General features: G+C 66.2%; 13 protein-coding genes. 6 read left to right on the forward strand and 7 right to left on the reverse strand.

Features of this window, described 5'->3' with window-relative positions; translation table 11 throughout:
* The first annotated feature begins 400 nt into the window (after window positions 1-400).
* Window positions 401-1,687 (forward strand): hypothetical protein, encoded by a 1,287-nt coding sequence (locus tag LXN00_RS05870; protein ID WP_234506164.1) that lies wholly within the window; start codon window positions 401-403, stop codon window positions 1,685-1,687.
* A gap of 59 nt (window positions 1,688-1,746) precedes the next feature.
* Here LXN00_RS05870 and LXN00_RS05875 read toward each other — a convergent pair whose 3' ends face one another.
* Entirely contained in the window at window positions 1,747-2,823 is a 1,077-nt protein-coding gene (locus tag LXN00_RS05875; RefSeq protein WP_234506167.1) for an enolase C-terminal domain-like protein, read from the reverse strand.
* Between the two features lie 5 nt (window positions 2,824-2,828).
* Window positions 2,829-3,548, reverse strand: a complete 720-nt coding sequence (locus LXN00_RS05880) for an AAA family ATPase (protein ID WP_234506172.1) — start codon at window positions 3,546-3,548, stop codon at window positions 2,829-2,831.
* A 32-nt stretch (window positions 3,549-3,580) separates the two neighbouring features.
* Between LXN00_RS05880 and LXN00_RS05885 the strand changes: the two genes are divergently transcribed.
* Window positions 3,581-4,075: a bioflim formation protein gene (locus tag LXN00_RS05885; protein ID WP_234506175.1), complete on the forward strand. Its 495-nt coding sequence runs from the start codon at window positions 3,581-3,583 to the stop codon at window positions 4,073-4,075.
* 1 nt (window position 4,076) lies between these two features.
* Window positions 4,077-4,913, forward strand: a complete 837-nt coding sequence (locus tag LXN00_RS05890) for a carbohydrate ABC transporter permease (RefSeq protein WP_234506178.1) — start codon at window positions 4,077-4,079, stop codon at window positions 4,911-4,913.
* Here the strand turns inward: LXN00_RS05890 and mltG are convergent.
* The 5 genes from mltG to LXN00_RS05915 are packed head-to-tail and all read right to left on the reverse strand — an operon-like array spanning window position 4,898 to window position 10,005.
* Complete coding sequence (mltG, locus tag LXN00_RS05895) at window positions 4,898-5,911, reverse strand: endolytic transglycosylase MltG (RefSeq protein WP_234506181.1); 1,014 nt, start codon at window positions 5,909-5,911, stop codon at window positions 4,898-4,900. The genes LXN00_RS05890 and mltG overlap by 16 nt on opposite strands.
* Window positions 5,895-6,302: a Holliday junction resolvase RuvX gene (gene ruvX / locus LXN00_RS05900; RefSeq protein ID WP_234506184.1), complete on the reverse strand. Its 408-nt coding sequence runs from the start codon at window positions 6,300-6,302 to the stop codon at window positions 5,895-5,897. The genes mltG and ruvX overlap by 17 nt, the downstream gene beginning before the upstream one ends.
* Window positions 6,283-6,969, reverse strand: a complete 687-nt coding sequence (locus LXN00_RS05905) for a hypothetical protein (protein WP_234506187.1) — start codon at window positions 6,967-6,969, stop codon at window positions 6,283-6,285. The genes ruvX and LXN00_RS05905 overlap by 20 nt, the downstream gene beginning before the upstream one ends.
* 4 nt (window positions 6,970-6,973) lie before the next feature.
* Window positions 6,974-9,622, reverse strand: a complete 2,649-nt coding sequence (alaS, locus tag LXN00_RS05910; RefSeq protein WP_234506191.1) for an alanine--tRNA ligase — start codon at window positions 9,620-9,622, stop codon at window positions 6,974-6,976.
* An 8-nt stretch (window positions 9,623-9,630) separates the two neighbouring features.
* A complete protein-coding gene (locus tag LXN00_RS05915; protein WP_234506809.1) occupies window positions 9,631-10,005 on the reverse strand; it encodes a Mov34/MPN/PAD-1 family protein in 375 nt (124 codons plus the stop codon).
* Between the two features lie 56 nt (window positions 10,006-10,061).
* Here LXN00_RS05915 and LXN00_RS05920 point away from each other — a divergent pair, with 56 nt between their 5' ends.
* The 3 genes from LXN00_RS05920 to ppsA are packed head-to-tail and all read left to right on the forward strand — an operon-like array spanning window position 10,062 to window position 15,325.
* On the forward strand, window positions 10,062-12,041 hold the full coding sequence (locus LXN00_RS05920; protein ID WP_234506194.1) for an elongation factor G: 1,980 nt from the start codon (window positions 10,062-10,064) through the stop codon (window positions 12,039-12,041).
* Window positions 12,042-12,935 (forward strand): AAA family ATPase, encoded by an 894-nt coding sequence (locus LXN00_RS05925; protein WP_234506196.1) that lies wholly within the window; start codon window positions 12,042-12,044, stop codon window positions 12,933-12,935. It begins immediately after the preceding gene.
* The gene (gene ppsA / locus LXN00_RS05930; RefSeq protein WP_234506198.1) at window positions 12,932-15,325 is read left to right on the forward strand and encodes a phosphoenolpyruvate synthase; all 2,394 of its coding nucleotides are present in this window, start codon (window positions 12,932-12,934) and stop codon (window positions 15,323-15,325) included. The genes LXN00_RS05925 and ppsA overlap by 4 nt, the downstream gene beginning before the upstream one ends.

Genomic DNA, 15,325 nt, shown 5'->3' on the forward strand with positions numbered 1-15,325 from the left:
CTGAGGTCGCTGGGGTAAGATCGTCTAGAGCTCATCCCTCAAGAATACCACCCTTTTACGACAGCCTCTTATAGCTGGGTGTGGCGGTACGCAAACCCCAAGCAGCTCTCCTCCACGCTCCTCTGGACCTACATCCAACGTAACGGTAAGCGTAGCCTTTCCCCAAGACCTAGCGCCCGGAACACCTCCTTCTCCTGGTTTACCCCTAGGGCCTAGCAAGGTTTCTACCCAAGGTGTCCCCGGGGGATTCTGGGACCTTTCCGCCGAGCTCATCGTTTACCAAGGAAACCAGGTAGTAGATCGCCGCACCCTAACCCCTTCTAGCCCTTCAACCACCCTCCAACTTCAAACATCCCAGACCTATAGCTTTGAGCTGAGCGTAAAGGCCAATGACACAGAGGTGGCCTGGGTTAGGGATACCCGCCCAATTCAAGGAGACACAACCCTGTCTCTTCGGCCAAGAGCCATCGTCAGGAAGGTCTACCTCTACCCCGATACTTCCCTAGGACCAGTTTCCCTTAAAGAGAATGAATCCATCCGCATCAACCTTGGGGTAGAGACACCGGCAGGAATAGCGAGCGCATTCCCTCAGGGAGATCTAGAAAACGTCACCTACCAAGCTATTGGGAACGCTGAGGTCCTAACTGATCCTGATCTCAAAACCGCTGTGCTGTTACGGGCAAAACCAGGAAGTGGTGGGACCGAAGTCGGCGCGCGGGTAACCCTTCAAGCCCTTGGCCCCAACCGTCAGCTCCAAACTTTCACCGAGGAAATCCAGATAGCCGTTCTGCCGACATCCCTGCCCAACAACGATGGACGGCAAATTCAAGGCAACGTAGCCAATCTGCAACCGGGCTACCTAAGCCAGCCTGTTCCGATAAGGGCCCTGGGTGGACCTCAAAGGTCCACCGACCTAGGAATCTGGGGGCAGCTTAACCCTGACAGCTCTTTTCAGGTTCAACTTCCCCCAGGAGCATACCTTAACCAAGAAGCTTTTGGACCCATCCAGTTTGAAGGGATGAGCTGCTCCTGGAGTAATGCTCCGGAAACTGTGAATGTGCTCCTAGTGGACTTTAAACTGGCGAGCGGAAGTGACCTGGTTTTAGCCAACAACCTTAACTTCTACCAGCCGGGCAACACGCGAGCCTTCTTCCTCTACGCTGATCGGGATTTCTCCGCCCAGGGCGTTTGCACAACTAGCAACTCTACCTACAACTTCAACATTGCTTGGGTCAAAGGGTGGAATATAATGAAAATAACCTCCAACAATACAGACCTTCTCTACGATGGCCAGCCCTTCAGCGGGAGCCTTCCCCAAGACCTGCAGTGGTTCCTTTACCCTGAGCCGGGCAGTGGGGGCTCCGGAGGGGGAAGCGCGAATGTGGGAATTTCCTTAGACCTCGCACCTCCCTATGGTTACATCGGGCCAGATGGCCCCGGTCCCTTCCAGGCAAACACCCTCTTAACCTTGAGTGGACACGCAGAGGACGAAACCTCTCTGCAAGGAGTTAAGCTCCTCATCAATTTGCAACCCGTCCCACTGCAAGTCCAAAAAGTATCCGCTACCCAATGGAACCTTTCTGCCACCTGGACCCCCCAAGCTCCTGGACGCTACTACATAGACCTCATCGTGGAGGACGCTGGCGGGAACACCTACACCCACACCCTCTCCTTACAGGTTAACTAGAACCCTCCTTTAGACCCTAAAGGGGCTAGGTTCGCGGGAGAACCTAGCCCCCTCTCCTTCTAGAAGGCGTACTGGGCAAAAGCCGCCTCGTCAAAGCGGCCCTCCACCAGGTCCTCCCAGTAAAGCCACCCCTCCCGGAGGGCGGGGAAGGGGAAGAAGCCCCCTTCCGCCTTGAGGTGGAAGGCGAGCTCCGAAGGCTCCGTCACCCCCTGCTGGAAGGCGAGGAGGGCGGACTGGTAGGCGCCAAAGGAGCTTTGGGCTTGGCTCCCCACCATGGCCTTCTTGCCCTTTTCCCGGGCCAGGGCGAGCATCTCCAGGGTCCAGGTGATGCCGGTGCGGGCGGGCTTTAGGTTCAGGACGTCAAAGGTGTCCAGGATGAGTTCCCGCTTTAAGTCCTGAGGGGTCATGGCCGAGTCGTCGGCGATGAGGGGGAGGATTTTCTTTTCCCTAAGGCGCCTCCGCGCCTCCACCTCCTCTATGGGCAAGGGCTCCTCCACGTAGCGGAGGCCCAGGGCCTTCCAGGCCTCCAGGTAGCGCTCGGCGTCCTTGGGGGAAAGGGCCTCGTTGGCGTCGGCGTAGAGGTCCACGTCCGGGAAGGCCTCCTGGAGGCAGGCGATACGCCTCGTGTCCCCCTCCAGGTCCCGCCCCACCTTTACCTTGAAGACCCTAACCCCCGCCCCGTAGGCCAAGCGGGCGTCCGCCAAGACCTCCTCCTCCCCACCCAGGCCCAGGATGTAGGCCACCCGCACCCGGTGCTTGGCGGGCTTGAGGACCTGGTAAAGCTCCTCCCCCTCGCTCCGGGCCCAGGCCTCCCAGATGGCGGTGTCCAGGGCCCCCTTGAGGCCGAAGTTGAAGGGGAAAGCCTCCAGAACCCTGCGGATGGCCTCCTGGTCGTCCGCCTCGAGGCCCTTAAGCCGGGGCCAGAGGTAGCGAAGCCCCGCCTCCACGCTTCCTAAGGTCTCCCCGTAGATGGTGGGCCGGATGGCCACCTCCGCCCGGCCCACGGAGCCATCGGAGAGCTCCACCTCCAAAAGGGCGTGCTCCAAGACGGCTAGCTCCGAGGCCTTCCCCCAGCGCAAGGGGGACTTTAGGGGGATACGGAAAGGGATGAGGCGGAAGTCCTTTAGGGTCGCCATACCCGCTATTCTAGAAGCCCCTTCTCCCGTAGGAAGCCCAAGACCCTCGCCACCTCCTCCTCCGGGGTGAGCCTTTCCGTATCCAGGATGAGGGCCCGGGGTTGCCCCTTTAAGAGGCGCAAGGGGCCTTCGGGGTCATAGTTTTTCTTCTCCTCCGCCACGATCTTGAGCTTGGCGAGGACCTCCTCCAAGGGGGCAAGGGCCAAGGCCTCCTCCAGCTCCTCCCGGGCGAGCACCCCCTCGGCCAGGGCCTGGAGGTCCGCCCATTCCTCCGGCTTCAGGTCCACCCGGTCAAAGGCGTCCTGGCGGGAAAGGAGGCGCTTGAGGCGGGTGGCCTCCCGAGCGTGGAGGACCACGAAGTGGGCCCGGGGCAGGTGCATGAGGGCGAAGGCCACCTCCTTCTCCCCCCTGAGGCCGTCAAAGAGGAGAAGGCCCCTGGCCTCCACGTACCCCCGGGCCAAGACCTCCGCTACCCCGCCCGGAAACTCCTCCCGGAAAAGCCGGGTGTAGCGGAAGCGCTCCTCTCGGGGAACAGGGGGCTTCGCCCCGTAGCGGGGGAGGACATACCGGTCCACGAGCTCCCGGCGGTCGGGAAGCCGGGGGAGGCCCAGGGCCTCCACCAGGGTGCTCTTCCCCACCCCCGTGAGGCCCACCAGAACCAGAAGGGGCACCTCTTTAGCGGGAAGGAGTCCCTCTAAGGGGTCCAGGGAAAAGGCCGCCTGCATGGGCCCATGCTACCTGGTAGGATGGGGGGGATATGAAGCGCGCCCTGGCTTTCCTCTTCCTCCTGGGCCTGGCCCTGGCCCAGGCCCCGGCCTACCCGGAAAACACCCTGGGCGTGGGCTACGCCCCGGACAAGGGAGCCTACCTGCAAGGAAGCCTTCTCCTCCCCTTTAACCCCTTGGGGATTGACACCGGGCTAGACGCCGAGGCCCTCCTTTCGCCAAGCCCCGAGGTCTACGCCCTCCTTAAGGCCAACCTTTTCCCCGGGCTTGTGCTGGGAGACTTCTACACCTCCTTGGGTCTCGGGCTTGACCTGCGCTACCCCTTGGGGGCCCACGTGGGGCCGGTGGCGAGCCTGGAGCTTCCGGGAGGAGCCCTTTCCGGCACCTTGGGCCTTGGGTACCAGACGGGTAGCGGGCTCCACCTGGCCTGGGGGCTAGGGCTCAGGCTCTACCTGGAGCCCATCGCCCTCGAGGCCGCCACCTCGGACCGCTTTCCCTTCCGCCTAAGCCTCCTCTACCTCTTCTAGCGTGCGCCGCCTGCCCTTAGTCCTCTTTTCCCTTCCCGCCCTCCTCACCCTGGGGGTCTTCGTCCTCTACCCATTTTTGGATGTAATCCGTTTTTCCACCTGGGAGTGGTCGGGCCTTTCCGAGCCCAAGCCCGTGGGGCTCAAAAACTATAGGGACCTCCTCCTAGACCCCGCCTTCTGGGGAAGCCTCTGGGTGACGCTCAAGTTCATGCTCCTGGCCCTTCCCCTTTTCGTGGGGCTTTCCCTAGGGCTTGCCGTGGCCCTGGAAGGGGCGCCTTACGAGCGCTTCGCCAAAAGCCTCCTCTTCCTCCCCGGGCTCGTCACCCTGGGCGGGGCCACCCTCTCCTGGTACACCCTCTTCACCCCGGAGTACGGGGCCTTGGCCCAGTTCCTCCCCATCCCCCCGTGGGACCGGGAGGGGTTCTGGGCCTTGGCCATGGTGGTCCTCTTCACCCTCTGGCGGCACCTGGGCTACGGGGTCCTGGTGGCCTCGGCAAGGCTCAAGGCCATCCCCAAAACCCTCCTGGAGGCCGCCTACGTGGACGGGGCGGGGCCTTGGGAGGCCTTCCGCTATGTAATCCTCCCCCTCATGCGGCCGGCGGTGGCCTTTTTGGTCGTGGTGGGCACCATCCTCTCCCTCCAATCCTACGCCGCCGTCTTCCTCCTCACCCGGGGCGGGCCCTACGGGGCCACCCGGGTCCTGGGGTACTACCTCTACGAGGCGGGCTTTGAGAACTTCCGCTTAGGCTACGCCGCCGCCGTCACCGTGGTCATCCTCCTCCTCACCCTGCTTTTCGCCTACGCCCAGCTAAAGCTCCTCCGCTACGGGGAGGAGTAGCGGTAGCGGGCGAGGTCTTGGAGGTGGGCGGCAAAGTCGGCGTTCAGGTACAGCTTCCCTTGGGCGTGGAAGAAGTAGAAGTAGGGCCGGCCCTTGGGGTCCTGGCGGATGGGGTTTAGGACGGCGAGGAGGGCCGCCCGTCCGGGGTTGCCGATGGGGCCAGGGGGAAGGCCAGCGTAGCGGTAGGTGTTGTAAGAGGAGTCCACGGCGAAGTCCCCCGCCCTCCGGGAAAGCTCGGGCAGGCGCTTGCCCAGGGCGTAGGCCACGGTGGGGTCCGCCTGGAGGGGCATCCCCCTTTCCAGGCGGTTCAGGAAGACGCCGGCGATGTAGGGCATCTCCGCCTCGCTTCCCGCCTCCGCCTGCACGATGGAGGCCAGGGTCACCCAGGCGTGGATGGAAAGCCCCCGCTCGGCCAAGAGGGCCCGCACGGGCGGGGTGAGCTCCGCTTCAAAGCGGCGGAGCATGGCCCGCACCACCTCCTCCGGGGTGGCCAGGAGGTCAAAGGTGTAGGTGGCGGGAAAGAGGAAGCCCTCCAAGGTCCTTCCCTCCACGTACGGGGGCTTTAGGCTTCCGGGGTTTTCCACGAGGCCCAGGAAGCCTTCCCCGTCCAGGCCCGCCTGGGAGAGCCGGGCCGCATAGTCCTTGGCCCTTTCCCCCTCGGGGAAGGTGAGGGTGAGGGTCAAGGGCCTTTCCCCCCCGGTGAGGGCGCGGGCGAGGCGGAAGGCCCCTTCCCCCTCGAGGCGGTAAACCCCCGGCACGAGCCGCCTTTCCCGGCCGGAAAAGCGCAGGTAAGCAGAGAAAAGATACCCCGAGCGCAAAAGCCCCGCCTCCTCCAAGATCCTCGCCACCTCCGCCCCCTTGGCCCCCCGGGGGATGCGCACCAAGGCCTCCTTCCCCGTGGGCCCCAAAAGCCAAAGGGCGTAGGCGAGGAGGAGGGCGAAGGTGAGGAAGAGGGCCAAAACCCCCCGCCAAAGCCACTTCCTAGAGCCTTCGGGCAAGGTAGTCCTCCAGCAACACCACCGCCGCCAGCTCGTCCAGCTTCCCCTTCTCCCGCCGCACCCGCTTGGGGGCGTGGGCGAGCCGCCTTTGGGCGAGCTTGGTGGTGAAGCGCTCGTCCACGAGCTCCACCGCCACCCCGCGGGCCCTTAGGGCCTCCACCAGGGGAAGGACCCTTTGGGCCTGGGCGCTTTCCTTCAGGTCGGTGCGCAAGGGGAGGCCCACCACCAGTTTGGCCAACCCTTCCCGCCGCACGAAGTCCAAAAGGGCCTCCACGTCCGCCTCGAGGCCTTTCCGCACCAAGTACCCCCGGCCGAAGGCGAAGGGGCTTCCCTCCTCCCCCACCGCCAGGCCGATGCGGGCCTCCCCCACGTCAAGCGCGCCCACCCGCATAGACGCTCCGGTCCGCCAGGACCACCCCCAGGTAGAGGAGGGCTACCCCCACGGCCCGCCCCAGCTCCTCGAGGCCCACCACCCCGAGCCGGTTCAAGGTGCTGGTGGAGGCGAGCACCAAGGCGGCCCCGAAGATGAGGGCCGTGCCCTGAGCCCGCAAGGGGTTCTGCCGCCAGAAGAGAAGGGTGGTATAGAGGGCCACCCCGGCCATGAGGAGGGTACCCAGGAGGTTAAAGGGGATGGTCCAAAGCCTGGGGGAGGTGAGGCTCGGCTCGGGAAAGGCTTTCCCCGAGGGGGCGTAGGGGGTGGGAAGGGCGGTGAGGTCCAGGGGGGCCGAGGCCACCAGGTAAAGCCCGTAAAGGATGAAGGGGCTTAGGAGGAGGAGAAGCCCCCGGGCCGCCCTGGGGTTAAGGAGGGCCAGGCTCCCTAGGCCCAGGAAGGTCACCCCGTGCATGGCCCCGGCCAGGTACCAAAGGCGGTAGAGGACGGGGTCCCAGGCCCCCGCAAGCCGCGCCCAAAGCTCCGCCGTCACCGCCAGGGCGAAGAGGAAAAGCCCCAGGGAATAGAGGGCGTTGTGCAATGCAGGCCGCCTCCGGTAGCGGGCGAAGGTGAGGGCGAAAAGGCCCCAGGAGAGGGCGGCCGCTAGAAGGCCCCATAGGGTTCCCATGGGGCTATTCTACGGGCAAAAGCCCGGGCAGGGCCTCCTTGGCCCTCGCCAAATCCAGCCCCGCCCCCTGGGCCAAGGCCCCTTTGCCGCCCCCCCGGCCCCCCGCCCGCTCCGCAAGGGCGCGGAAGAGGCTTCCCGCCTCGAGGCCCCTTTCCTGGGCGCGGGGGGAAAGCTTGAGCACCGCCTTCCCTTCGGAGAGCACCAGGGCCACATCCGCCCCCCGCGCCACCAGGTCGTCCGCCGCCCGGCGCAAGGCCTCCCCGTCCAGCCCCGGCATCTCCACCACGGCGTAGCGGAGGCCGCCCTTCTCGGAAAGGGCCACCTCCTTCCTGAGCTCCGCCTGGACCAGGCGCGCCTTAAGGCTTTCCACCTCCCGCTCCTTGGCCTTGAGCTCGGAAAGGAGCTTCTCCAGGCGCTCCTCCAGGACGCTTTCCCCCACGGAAAGCCTTTCGGCGAGGGCCCTGAGGCGGTTCAGGGTGCCCCGGGCGAAGCGGATGGCCGCCTCCCCCGCCACCGCCTCCACCCGGCGCACCCCGGCGGAAACCGCCTCCTCCCTCTGGACGAGGAAGGCCCCGATCTCCCCGGTGCGGCGCACGTGGGTGCCGCCGCAGAGCTCCTTGGACTCCAGGCCCGGCAGGGGGCTTCCCTCCACCCGCACCACCCGGACCACCTCCCCGTACTTTTCCCCGAAGAGGGCCATGGCCCCCTCCTTCTTGGCCTCCTCCAGGGGCATGTAGCGCCAGGTGACGGGGAAGTCCGCCATGATCCAGCGGTTGACAAGGAGCTCTATGCGCTCTAGCTCCTCCGGGGTCAGGGGCTCGGGGTGGGTGAAGTCAAAGCGGAGGCGGTCCGGGGCCACCAGGCTCCCCGCCTGGCGCACGTGGGGGCCGAGGACGGCGCGAAGGGCGGCGTGGAGGAGGTGGGTGGCGGTGTGGTGGCGCTCGGTGTCCCGCCGCCTCGGGTCCACCACCGCCCGCACCTTCTCCCCCACCCGCAGGACGCCCTCCTCCACCTTTGCCTTGTGGAGGAAGATGCCCCTTTCCGTCTTCTGGGTGGTCTCCACCCAGGCCCTACCCCCGGGCCACTCCAGGTGGCCGAAGTCCCCGATCTGCCCGCCCCCTTCAGCGTAGAAGGGGGTCTTGTCCAGGACCACCTGGACCTCGGTGCCGGGGCCCGCCTCCCCTAGGCCCTGGTCCCCAGCCAGGAGAGCCAACACTTCCCCCTCGGCCTCGAGGGTCCCATAGCCCAAGAACTCCGTGGCCCCCCGCTCGGCGTAGAGCTCCTCCAGCACCTGGGCGCCCTTCTTGAAGATCTCCCGCTCAAAGGCCATGGCCGCCCGGGAGCGTTCCTGCTGTTCCTCAAGGGCCTGCCTGAAGCCCTCGGTGTCCACGCCAAAGCCCTTTTCGGCGGCGATCTCCACCGTGAGGTCCAGGGGGAAGCCGTAGGTGTCGTAGAGGCGGAAGGCCTCCTCCCCAGGAAGCGCCTCCCCCGGCCTGAGCCCGGAGAGGAGGGCGTCTAGGCGCTTCAAGCCCCCTTCCAGGGTTTCCAGGAAGCGCTCCTCCTCGAGGCGGATCTGCTTCTCCACCATGGGGAGGTTCTCCCGCATCTCCGGGTAGAAGTCGCCCAAAAGCTCCGCCACCACGGGGGCGAGGCGGTGCAGGAAGGGCGTTTTGAGGCCCAGGAGGTAGCCGTGCCTCAGGGCCCGGCGGAGGAGGCGGCGGATCACGTAGCCCCGGCCCGTGTTGGAAAAGGTCACCCCGTCCGCCAGGGCCGCCACCACCGCCCGCACGTGGTCGGCGATGACCCGGTGGCTCACGCTCCCCTTGCCCTCGTAGGGCTTACCGCTCCAAAGGGCTACCCGCTCAATGAGGGGGAAGAAGGTGTCCGTGCGGTAGAAGTCCTCCACGTCCTGCAGGATGGCCGCCACCCGGTAAAGGCCCATCCCCGTGTCTATGTTCTTCTGGGGCAGGGGCTTGAGGATGCCGGGGCCGGGGATGGGGCCTTGGCGGTCGTACTGGGTGAAGACCAGGTTCCAGATCTCCACGAACCGGTCCCCGCTCCCCGTGTTGGGCCCGGTCTCGTCCGGGGTGCCAAAGGCCGGCCCCCGGTCGTAGAAGATCTCCGAGCAGGGGCCACTGGGCCCGTTGGGCCCGTGGGTGATGGCCCCGCCCGGCCAGTAGTTCTCGTCCTCCCCGAAGCGGCCGATCCTCTCCTCCGGCACCCCCACGAGGTCGCGCCAGATGGCGTAGGCCTCGTCGTCGTCCTGGTAGACCGTGACCCAAAGCCGGCTCGGGTCTAGCTTAAGGTGCTCCGTGAGGAACTCCCAGGCCCAGAGGATGGCCTCCTTCTTGAAGTAGTCCCCGAAGGAGAAGTTGCCCAGCATCTCAAAGTAGGTGTTGTGCCGGGAGGTGCGGCCCACGTTCTCAATGTCCCCCACCCGGAGGCATTCCTGGCAGGTGGTGATCCTTCGCCACTCCTTGCCCCCGAAGATGGGCTTGGCCCCCAGGAAGTAGGGCTTGAGGGGGGCCATGCCCGCCGAGGTAAAGAGGAGGGAGGGGTCGTTCTCGGGGATGAGGCTGAAGGAGGGCAGGCGCAAGTGGCCCTTGCTCTCAAAGAAGGAAAGGTACTTTTCGCGGATCTCCGCCGTGCGCATGCCTCTGATTATAGGACCGCCAAAGCCACCTCCTCCCCCTCGGGGAGGAGGAAGGCCCGTACCCCATCCATACCGAAGATGACGTAGGGCACGCGCCAGCGGGCCTCCCGGATGTCCGTGGGGCTAGGCAAGGCGGGGCCAGCGGGGTGGGAGTGGTAGATGGCGAGGAGGGAAAGCCCCTCCTGCTCCAAGGCCTTGAGCGCCTTTAGGAGGGCCAAGGGCTCCGCCAGGTAGCCCGTGAGGGGGTTGGGGTGGGCGTTGGGGAGGGGGATAACCCTTTCCACCTCCCTCCGCCCCGCCCACAACCCCACCCCTTCCCGAGGGGCCTCCCTTTGGAGGTGGGCCCGGGTTTCCTCCAGGAGCTTTTTCGGCACGTAAAGGATTTGGGACAATCGCCCCCTCCTTGGCCCTATACTATGGGCACCAAGAAGGAGGAACCATGATCCGTACCCTAGCCCTGGTGGGCCACGCAGGTAGCGGCAAGACCACCCTAACGGAAGCGCTCCTCTACCACACGGGCGCCAAGGAGCGGATGGGCCGGGTGGAGGAGGGCACCACCACCACGGACTACACCCCCGAGGCCAAGCTCCACCGCACCACGGTGCGCACCGGGGTGGCTCCCTTGCGCTACAAGGAGCACCGCATCTTCCTCCTGGACGCCCCCGGCTACGGGGACTTCGTGGGGGAGATCCGGGGAGCCTTGGAGGCGGCGGACGCCGCCTTGGTGGCGGTGTCCGCGGAAAGCGGGGTCCAGGTGGGCACGGAGAGGGCCTGGACCGTGGCGGAAAGGCTGGGCCTCCCCCGGATGGTGGTGGTGACCAAGCTGGACAAGGGCGGGGACTACTACGCCCTCTTGGACGACCTCCGGGCCACCTTGGGACCCATCCTCCCCATTGACCTCCCCCTTTATGAAGGGGGGCGCTGGGTGGGGCTCATTGACGTCTTCCACGGCAAGGCCTACCGCCTAGAAGGGGGCAAGGAGGTGGAGGTGCCCCTGCCCGAAGGGGAAAGGGAGCGGGCGGAGCGCTACCGCCAGGAGGTGCTGGAGGCCATCGTGGAAACGGACGAGGGCCTCTTGGAGAAATACCTGGAGGGAGAAGAGGTCACGGGGGAAGCCTTGGAAAAGGCCTTCCACGAGGCGGTGCGCCGGGGGCTCCTCTACCCCGTGGCCCTGGCCTCGGGGGAGACGGGCATCGGCGTCCTGCCCCTTCTGGACCTGATCCTGGAAGCCCTCCCCTCCCCCGAGGAGCGCTTCGGGGAAGGCTCCCCCTTGGCCAAGGTCTTCAAGGTGCAGGTGGACCCCTTCATGGGCCAGGTGGCCTACGTGCGCCTGTATCGGGGGCGGCTCAAGCCCGGGGACACCCTGCAAAGCGAGGCGGGGACGGTGCGCCTTCCCCACCTCTACGTCCCCATGGGCAAGGACCTTTTGGAGGTGGAGGAGGCGGTGGCGGGCTACATCCTGGGCCTGCCCAAGGCGGAAACCCTCCACCGGGGGATGATCCTCTGGCAAGGGGAGAGGCCGGAAAGCGAGGCCGTGCCCTTCGCCCGCCTTCCCGAGCCCAACGTGCCCGTGGCCCTCTACCCCAAGGGGCGTACGGACGAGGCCAAGTTGGGGGAGGCTTTGAGGAAGCTCTTGGAGGAGGACCCTAGCCTCAAGGTGGAAAGGCAGGAGGAAACCGGGGAGTTCCTCCTTTGGGGGCATGGGGAGCTTCACCTCACCACCGCCAAGGAGCGCCTCGCCGACTACGGGGTGGAGGTGGAGTTCTCCGTGCCCAAGGTGCCCTACCGGGAAACCATCCGCAAGGTGGCGGAGGGGCAGGGTAAGTACAAGAAGCAGACCGGGGGGCACGGCCAGTACGGGGATGTGTGGCTCAGGCTCGAGCCTGCCCCCGAGTACAGCTTTGAGTGGCGCATCACGGGAGGGGTCATCCCCAGCAAGTACCAGGAGGCCATTGAGGAGGGCATCCTCGAGGCCGCCAAGAAGGGGGTCCTGGCGGGCTACCCGGTGATGGGCTTCAAGGCCATCGTCTACAACGGCTCCTACCACGAGGTGGACTCCTCCGACCTGGCCTTCCAGATCGCCGCCAGCATGGCCTTCAAGAAGGTCATGGCCGAGGCAAACCCAGTCCTCCTGGAGCCCATCTACCAGATCAAGGTCCTAGCCCCACAGGAACGGGTGGGGGACATCCTTTCCGACCTCCAGGCCCGCCGGGGCCGCATCCTGGGCATGGAGCAGGAAGGCGCCTTGAGCGTCGTGCGGGCCGAGGTGCCTTTGGCCGAGGTGCTGGAGTACTACAAGACCCTCCCGAGCCTCACCGGGGGGGCTGGGGCCTACACCCTGGAGTTCAGCCACTACGCCGAGGTGCCCCCGCACCTGGCGCAGAAGATCGTCCAGGAGCGCCGGGCCCAGGAGGGGTAGGTGGAGGCCCTAAAGCGCCTCCAGGAAGCCCTGAACGAGACCCTCTTCGGCCAGGAAGAGGCCGTTGAGGCCCTCCTGGCCACCCTCCTCGCCCGCGGGCACGCCCTTCTGGAAGGGGTCCCGGGCCTGGGCAAGACCCTTTTGGCGGAAAGCTTTGCTCGGGGAAGCGGCCTGTCCTACAAGCGCATCCAGTTCACCCCCGACCTCCTCCCCCAGGACCTCACGGGGAGCGAGGTTTTCCGGGAGGGGAAGTTTGCCTTCGTCAAGGGCCCTATCTTCGCCCAGGTGGTGCTGGCGGACGAGATCAACCGGGCCCCGCCCAAGGTGCAGTCGGCCCTCCTCGAGGCCATGCAGGAGCGCCACATCACCGCAGGCGGGGTGCGCTACCCCTTGCCCGAGCCCTTCTTCGTCATCGCCACGCAAAACCCCCTGGAGCTGGAGGGCACCTACCCCCTCCCCGAGGCCCAGCTGGACCGCTTCACCGCCAAAATCCCCTTCCGCCCCCCAAGGCGGGAGGTGTGGCTTAGGATCCTCACGGAAGAGCCCAAGCTCCCCGAGCCCCAGGGCGTGGACTTCCTCCAGGCGCAACGGGAGGCCCAGGAGGTGCGGGTGGCCAAGGAGGCCCTTTCCACCATCACCCACGTGGCCTTCCTCACCCAGGAGGACAGGCGGCTCCGCATGGGGCTTTCCCCCCGGGGGGCCAAGGCCTGGCTCGCCCTGGCCAAGGCCCTGGCCTACCTGAGGGGCAAGCCCCTGGTGGACTGGAAAGAGCTCAAAGACGCCGCCTTCCTCGCCCTTCCCCATCGCCTTTTCCTCACGGAGGAGGCCCTTTACGAGGGGGAAAGCGCCGAAGGGGTGCTGAAAGAGGTGTTGAGGAAAGGAGGGGTGCCATGAGGTGGGTGCGGTTTTTCCACGAGGTGGGCCTGGAGGACGTCCCCTTGGTGGGCGGCAAGAACGCCTCCTTGGGGGAGATGATCCGGGAACTTGCCCCCTTGGGCGTCAGGGTGCCCGGGGGCTTCGCCACCACCAGCGAGGCCTACTGGTACTTTCTGGAGCATAACGGCCTAAAGGAGGCCATCGCCCAGGAGCTAATGGGCCTGGATGTGGAAGACCCCAGGGCCCTCCAAGGGGCAAGCCGCCGCCTGCGGAACCTGATCCTTAAAGGGGAGTACCCCAAGGACCTGAAGGAGGAGATCCTCTCCGCCTACCGCCGGCTTTCTGAGGAGGCGGGGGAGGAGGAGATCCCTGTGGCCGTGCGCTCCAGCGCCACGGCCGAGGACCTGCCCACGGCGAGCTTCGCCGGACAGCAGGAAAGCTACCTTTACGTCCAAGGGGAAGAGGAGCTCCTCCTCCACGTGAAGCGGGCCATGGCCAGCCTCTTCACCGCCCGGGCCATCAGCTACCGGGCCCACATGGGCTTTGACCACCTGAAGGTGGCCCTTTCCGTGGGGGTGCAGCGCATGGTGCGGGCGGATAGCGCCGCCAGCGGGGTCATCTTCACCCTGGACCCGGACACGGGCCACCGGGGCTTCGTCTACCTCACCGCCATCTATGGCCTTGGGGAGAACCTCGTCCAGGGGCGGGTGGTGCCGGACGGGTACTACGTGCACAAGGAGGCCCTAAAGGCGGGGTACAAGGCCCTCGTGTACAAGCGCCTGGGGGCCAAGGAGCTCACCCTGGTCTTTGACCCCAAGGAAGGCCGGCTGAAAAACCGCCCCACCCCCCCTTACCTGCGCCAGCAGTTCGCCCTAAGGGACGAGGAGGCCCTGGTGCTTGCCGACTGGTCCTTGAAGATTGAGGACCACTACTCCAGGAAGCGGGGCGCCCCCACCCCCATGGACATTGAGTGGGCCAAGGACGGGCCCACGGGGGAGCTTTTCATCCTCCAGGCCCGGCCCGAAACCGTGCACTCGCAAAAAAGCCCCGTGCTTAAGGTCTATAGGCTTTTGGCCCGGGGAGAGGTGCTGGTGGAGGGCCTGGCGGTGGGGGAGGCCATCGCCGCAGGGCGGGCCCGCATCCTCAAAGACCCTAAGGAGATGGACCGCTTCCAGGAGGGCGAGGTTCTGGTCACGGAAACCACCAACCCCGACTGGGAGCCCATCATGAAGAAGGCGGCGGCCATCGTCACGGAACGGGGCGGGCGCACCTCCCACGCCGCCATCGTGGCCCGGGAACTGGGGGTGCCGGCGGTGGTGGGGGCGGTGGGGGCCACGCGGGCCATCCCCGAGGGGGAGGAGGTCACCGTCTCCTGCGCCGAGGGGGAGGTGGGCCGGGTCTACCGGGGGGCCTTGCCCTTTGCGGTGGAGGAGACCCACCCAGAAAGCCTGCCCCGCACCCGCACCCAGATCCTGGTCAACGTGGGCACGCCGGAGGAGGCCCTGAAAGCGAGCCTCCTTCCCACGGACGGCGTGGGGCTTGCCCGGATGGAGTTCATCTTCGCCAGCCACGTGCGCATCCACCCCCTGGCCCTCACCCGCTTCCACACCCTGCCCCCCAACATCCAGCGGGAGGTGGAAGCCCTCACCGAGGCCTATGGCGACAAGCGGGCCTACTTCGTGGACCGCCTAGCCCAGGGCATCGGCCTCATCGCCGCCGCCTTCCACCCGAGGCCCGTGGTCCTGCGCTTTTCCGACTTCAAGACCAACGAGTACGCCCGCCTGGTGGGGGGGCACCTCTTTGAGCCCAAGGAGGAGAACCCCATGCTGGGCTGGCGCGGGGCGAGCCGCTACTACCACCCGGATTACAAGGAGGGCTTCCTTTTAGAGGTGGCCGCCGTGAAGCGGGTACGGGAGGAGATGGGCCTGAAAAACCTCCACGTCATGGTGCCCTTCTGCCGCACCCCGGAAGAGGGGGCCAAGGTGTTGGAGGCCATGGCGGAAGGGGGCTTAAGGCGGGGGGAGGAGGGGCTTAGGGTCTACGTCATGGCGGAGATCCCCTCCAACGTCCTCGAGGCCGAGGCCTTCGCCGAGCTCTTTGATGGCTTCTCCATCGGCAGCAACGACCTCACGCAACTGGCCCTGGGCCTGGACCGGGACTCCGAGCGGGTGGCCCACCTCTTTGACGAGCGGCGGGAAACGGTGAAGGCCCTCTGCGCCCTCCTCATAGAAAAAGCCCACGCCCGGGGCAAGACGGTAAGCATCTGCGGCCAGGCCCCTTCCGACTACCCCGAGTTCGCCGCCTTCCTGGTGGAACGGGGGATTGACGCCCTTAGCCTCAACCCCGACGCCCTTTTGCGCACGGTGCGGAAGGTAGCCGAGGTGGAAAGGAGCCTGGGCTTGGGGTAA

This window comes from Thermus brockianus, from assembly GCF_021462505.1.
GTDB classification, from domain to species: domain Bacteria; phylum Deinococcota; class Deinococci; order Deinococcales; family Thermaceae; genus Thermus; species Thermus hydrothermalis.

Coding starts and splice junctions, on each gene's coding strand:
- LXN00_RS05875 (WP_234506167.1), bottom strand. CDS start 2,823: ATGGCGACCCTAAAGGACTTCCGCCTCATCCCTTTCCGTATCCCCCTA.
- LXN00_RS05880 (WP_234506172.1), bottom strand. CDS start 3,548: ATGCAGGCGGCCTTTTCCCTGGACCCCTTAGAGGGACTCCTTCCCGCT.
- LXN00_RS05885 (WP_234506175.1), top strand. CDS start 3,581: ATGAAGCGCGCCCTGGCTTTCCTCTTCCTCCTGGGCCTGGCCCTGGCC.
- ruvX (WP_234506184.1), bottom strand. CDS start 6,302: ATGCGGGTGGGCGCGCTTGACGTGGGGGAGGCCCGCATCGGCCTGGCG.
- LXN00_RS05905 (WP_234506187.1), bottom strand. CDS start 6,969: ATGGGAACCCTATGGGGCCTTCTAGCGGCCGCCCTCTCCTGGGGCCTT.
- alaS (WP_234506191.1), bottom strand. CDS start 9,622: ATGCGCACGGCGGAGATCCGCGAAAAGTACCTTTCCTTCTTTGAGAGC.
- LXN00_RS05920 (WP_234506194.1), top strand. CDS start 10,062: ATGATCCGTACCCTAGCCCTGGTGGGCCACGCAGGTAGCGGCAAGACC.
- ppsA (WP_234506198.1), top strand. CDS start 12,932: ATGAGGTGGGTGCGGTTTTTCCACGAGGTGGGCCTGGAGGACGTCCCC.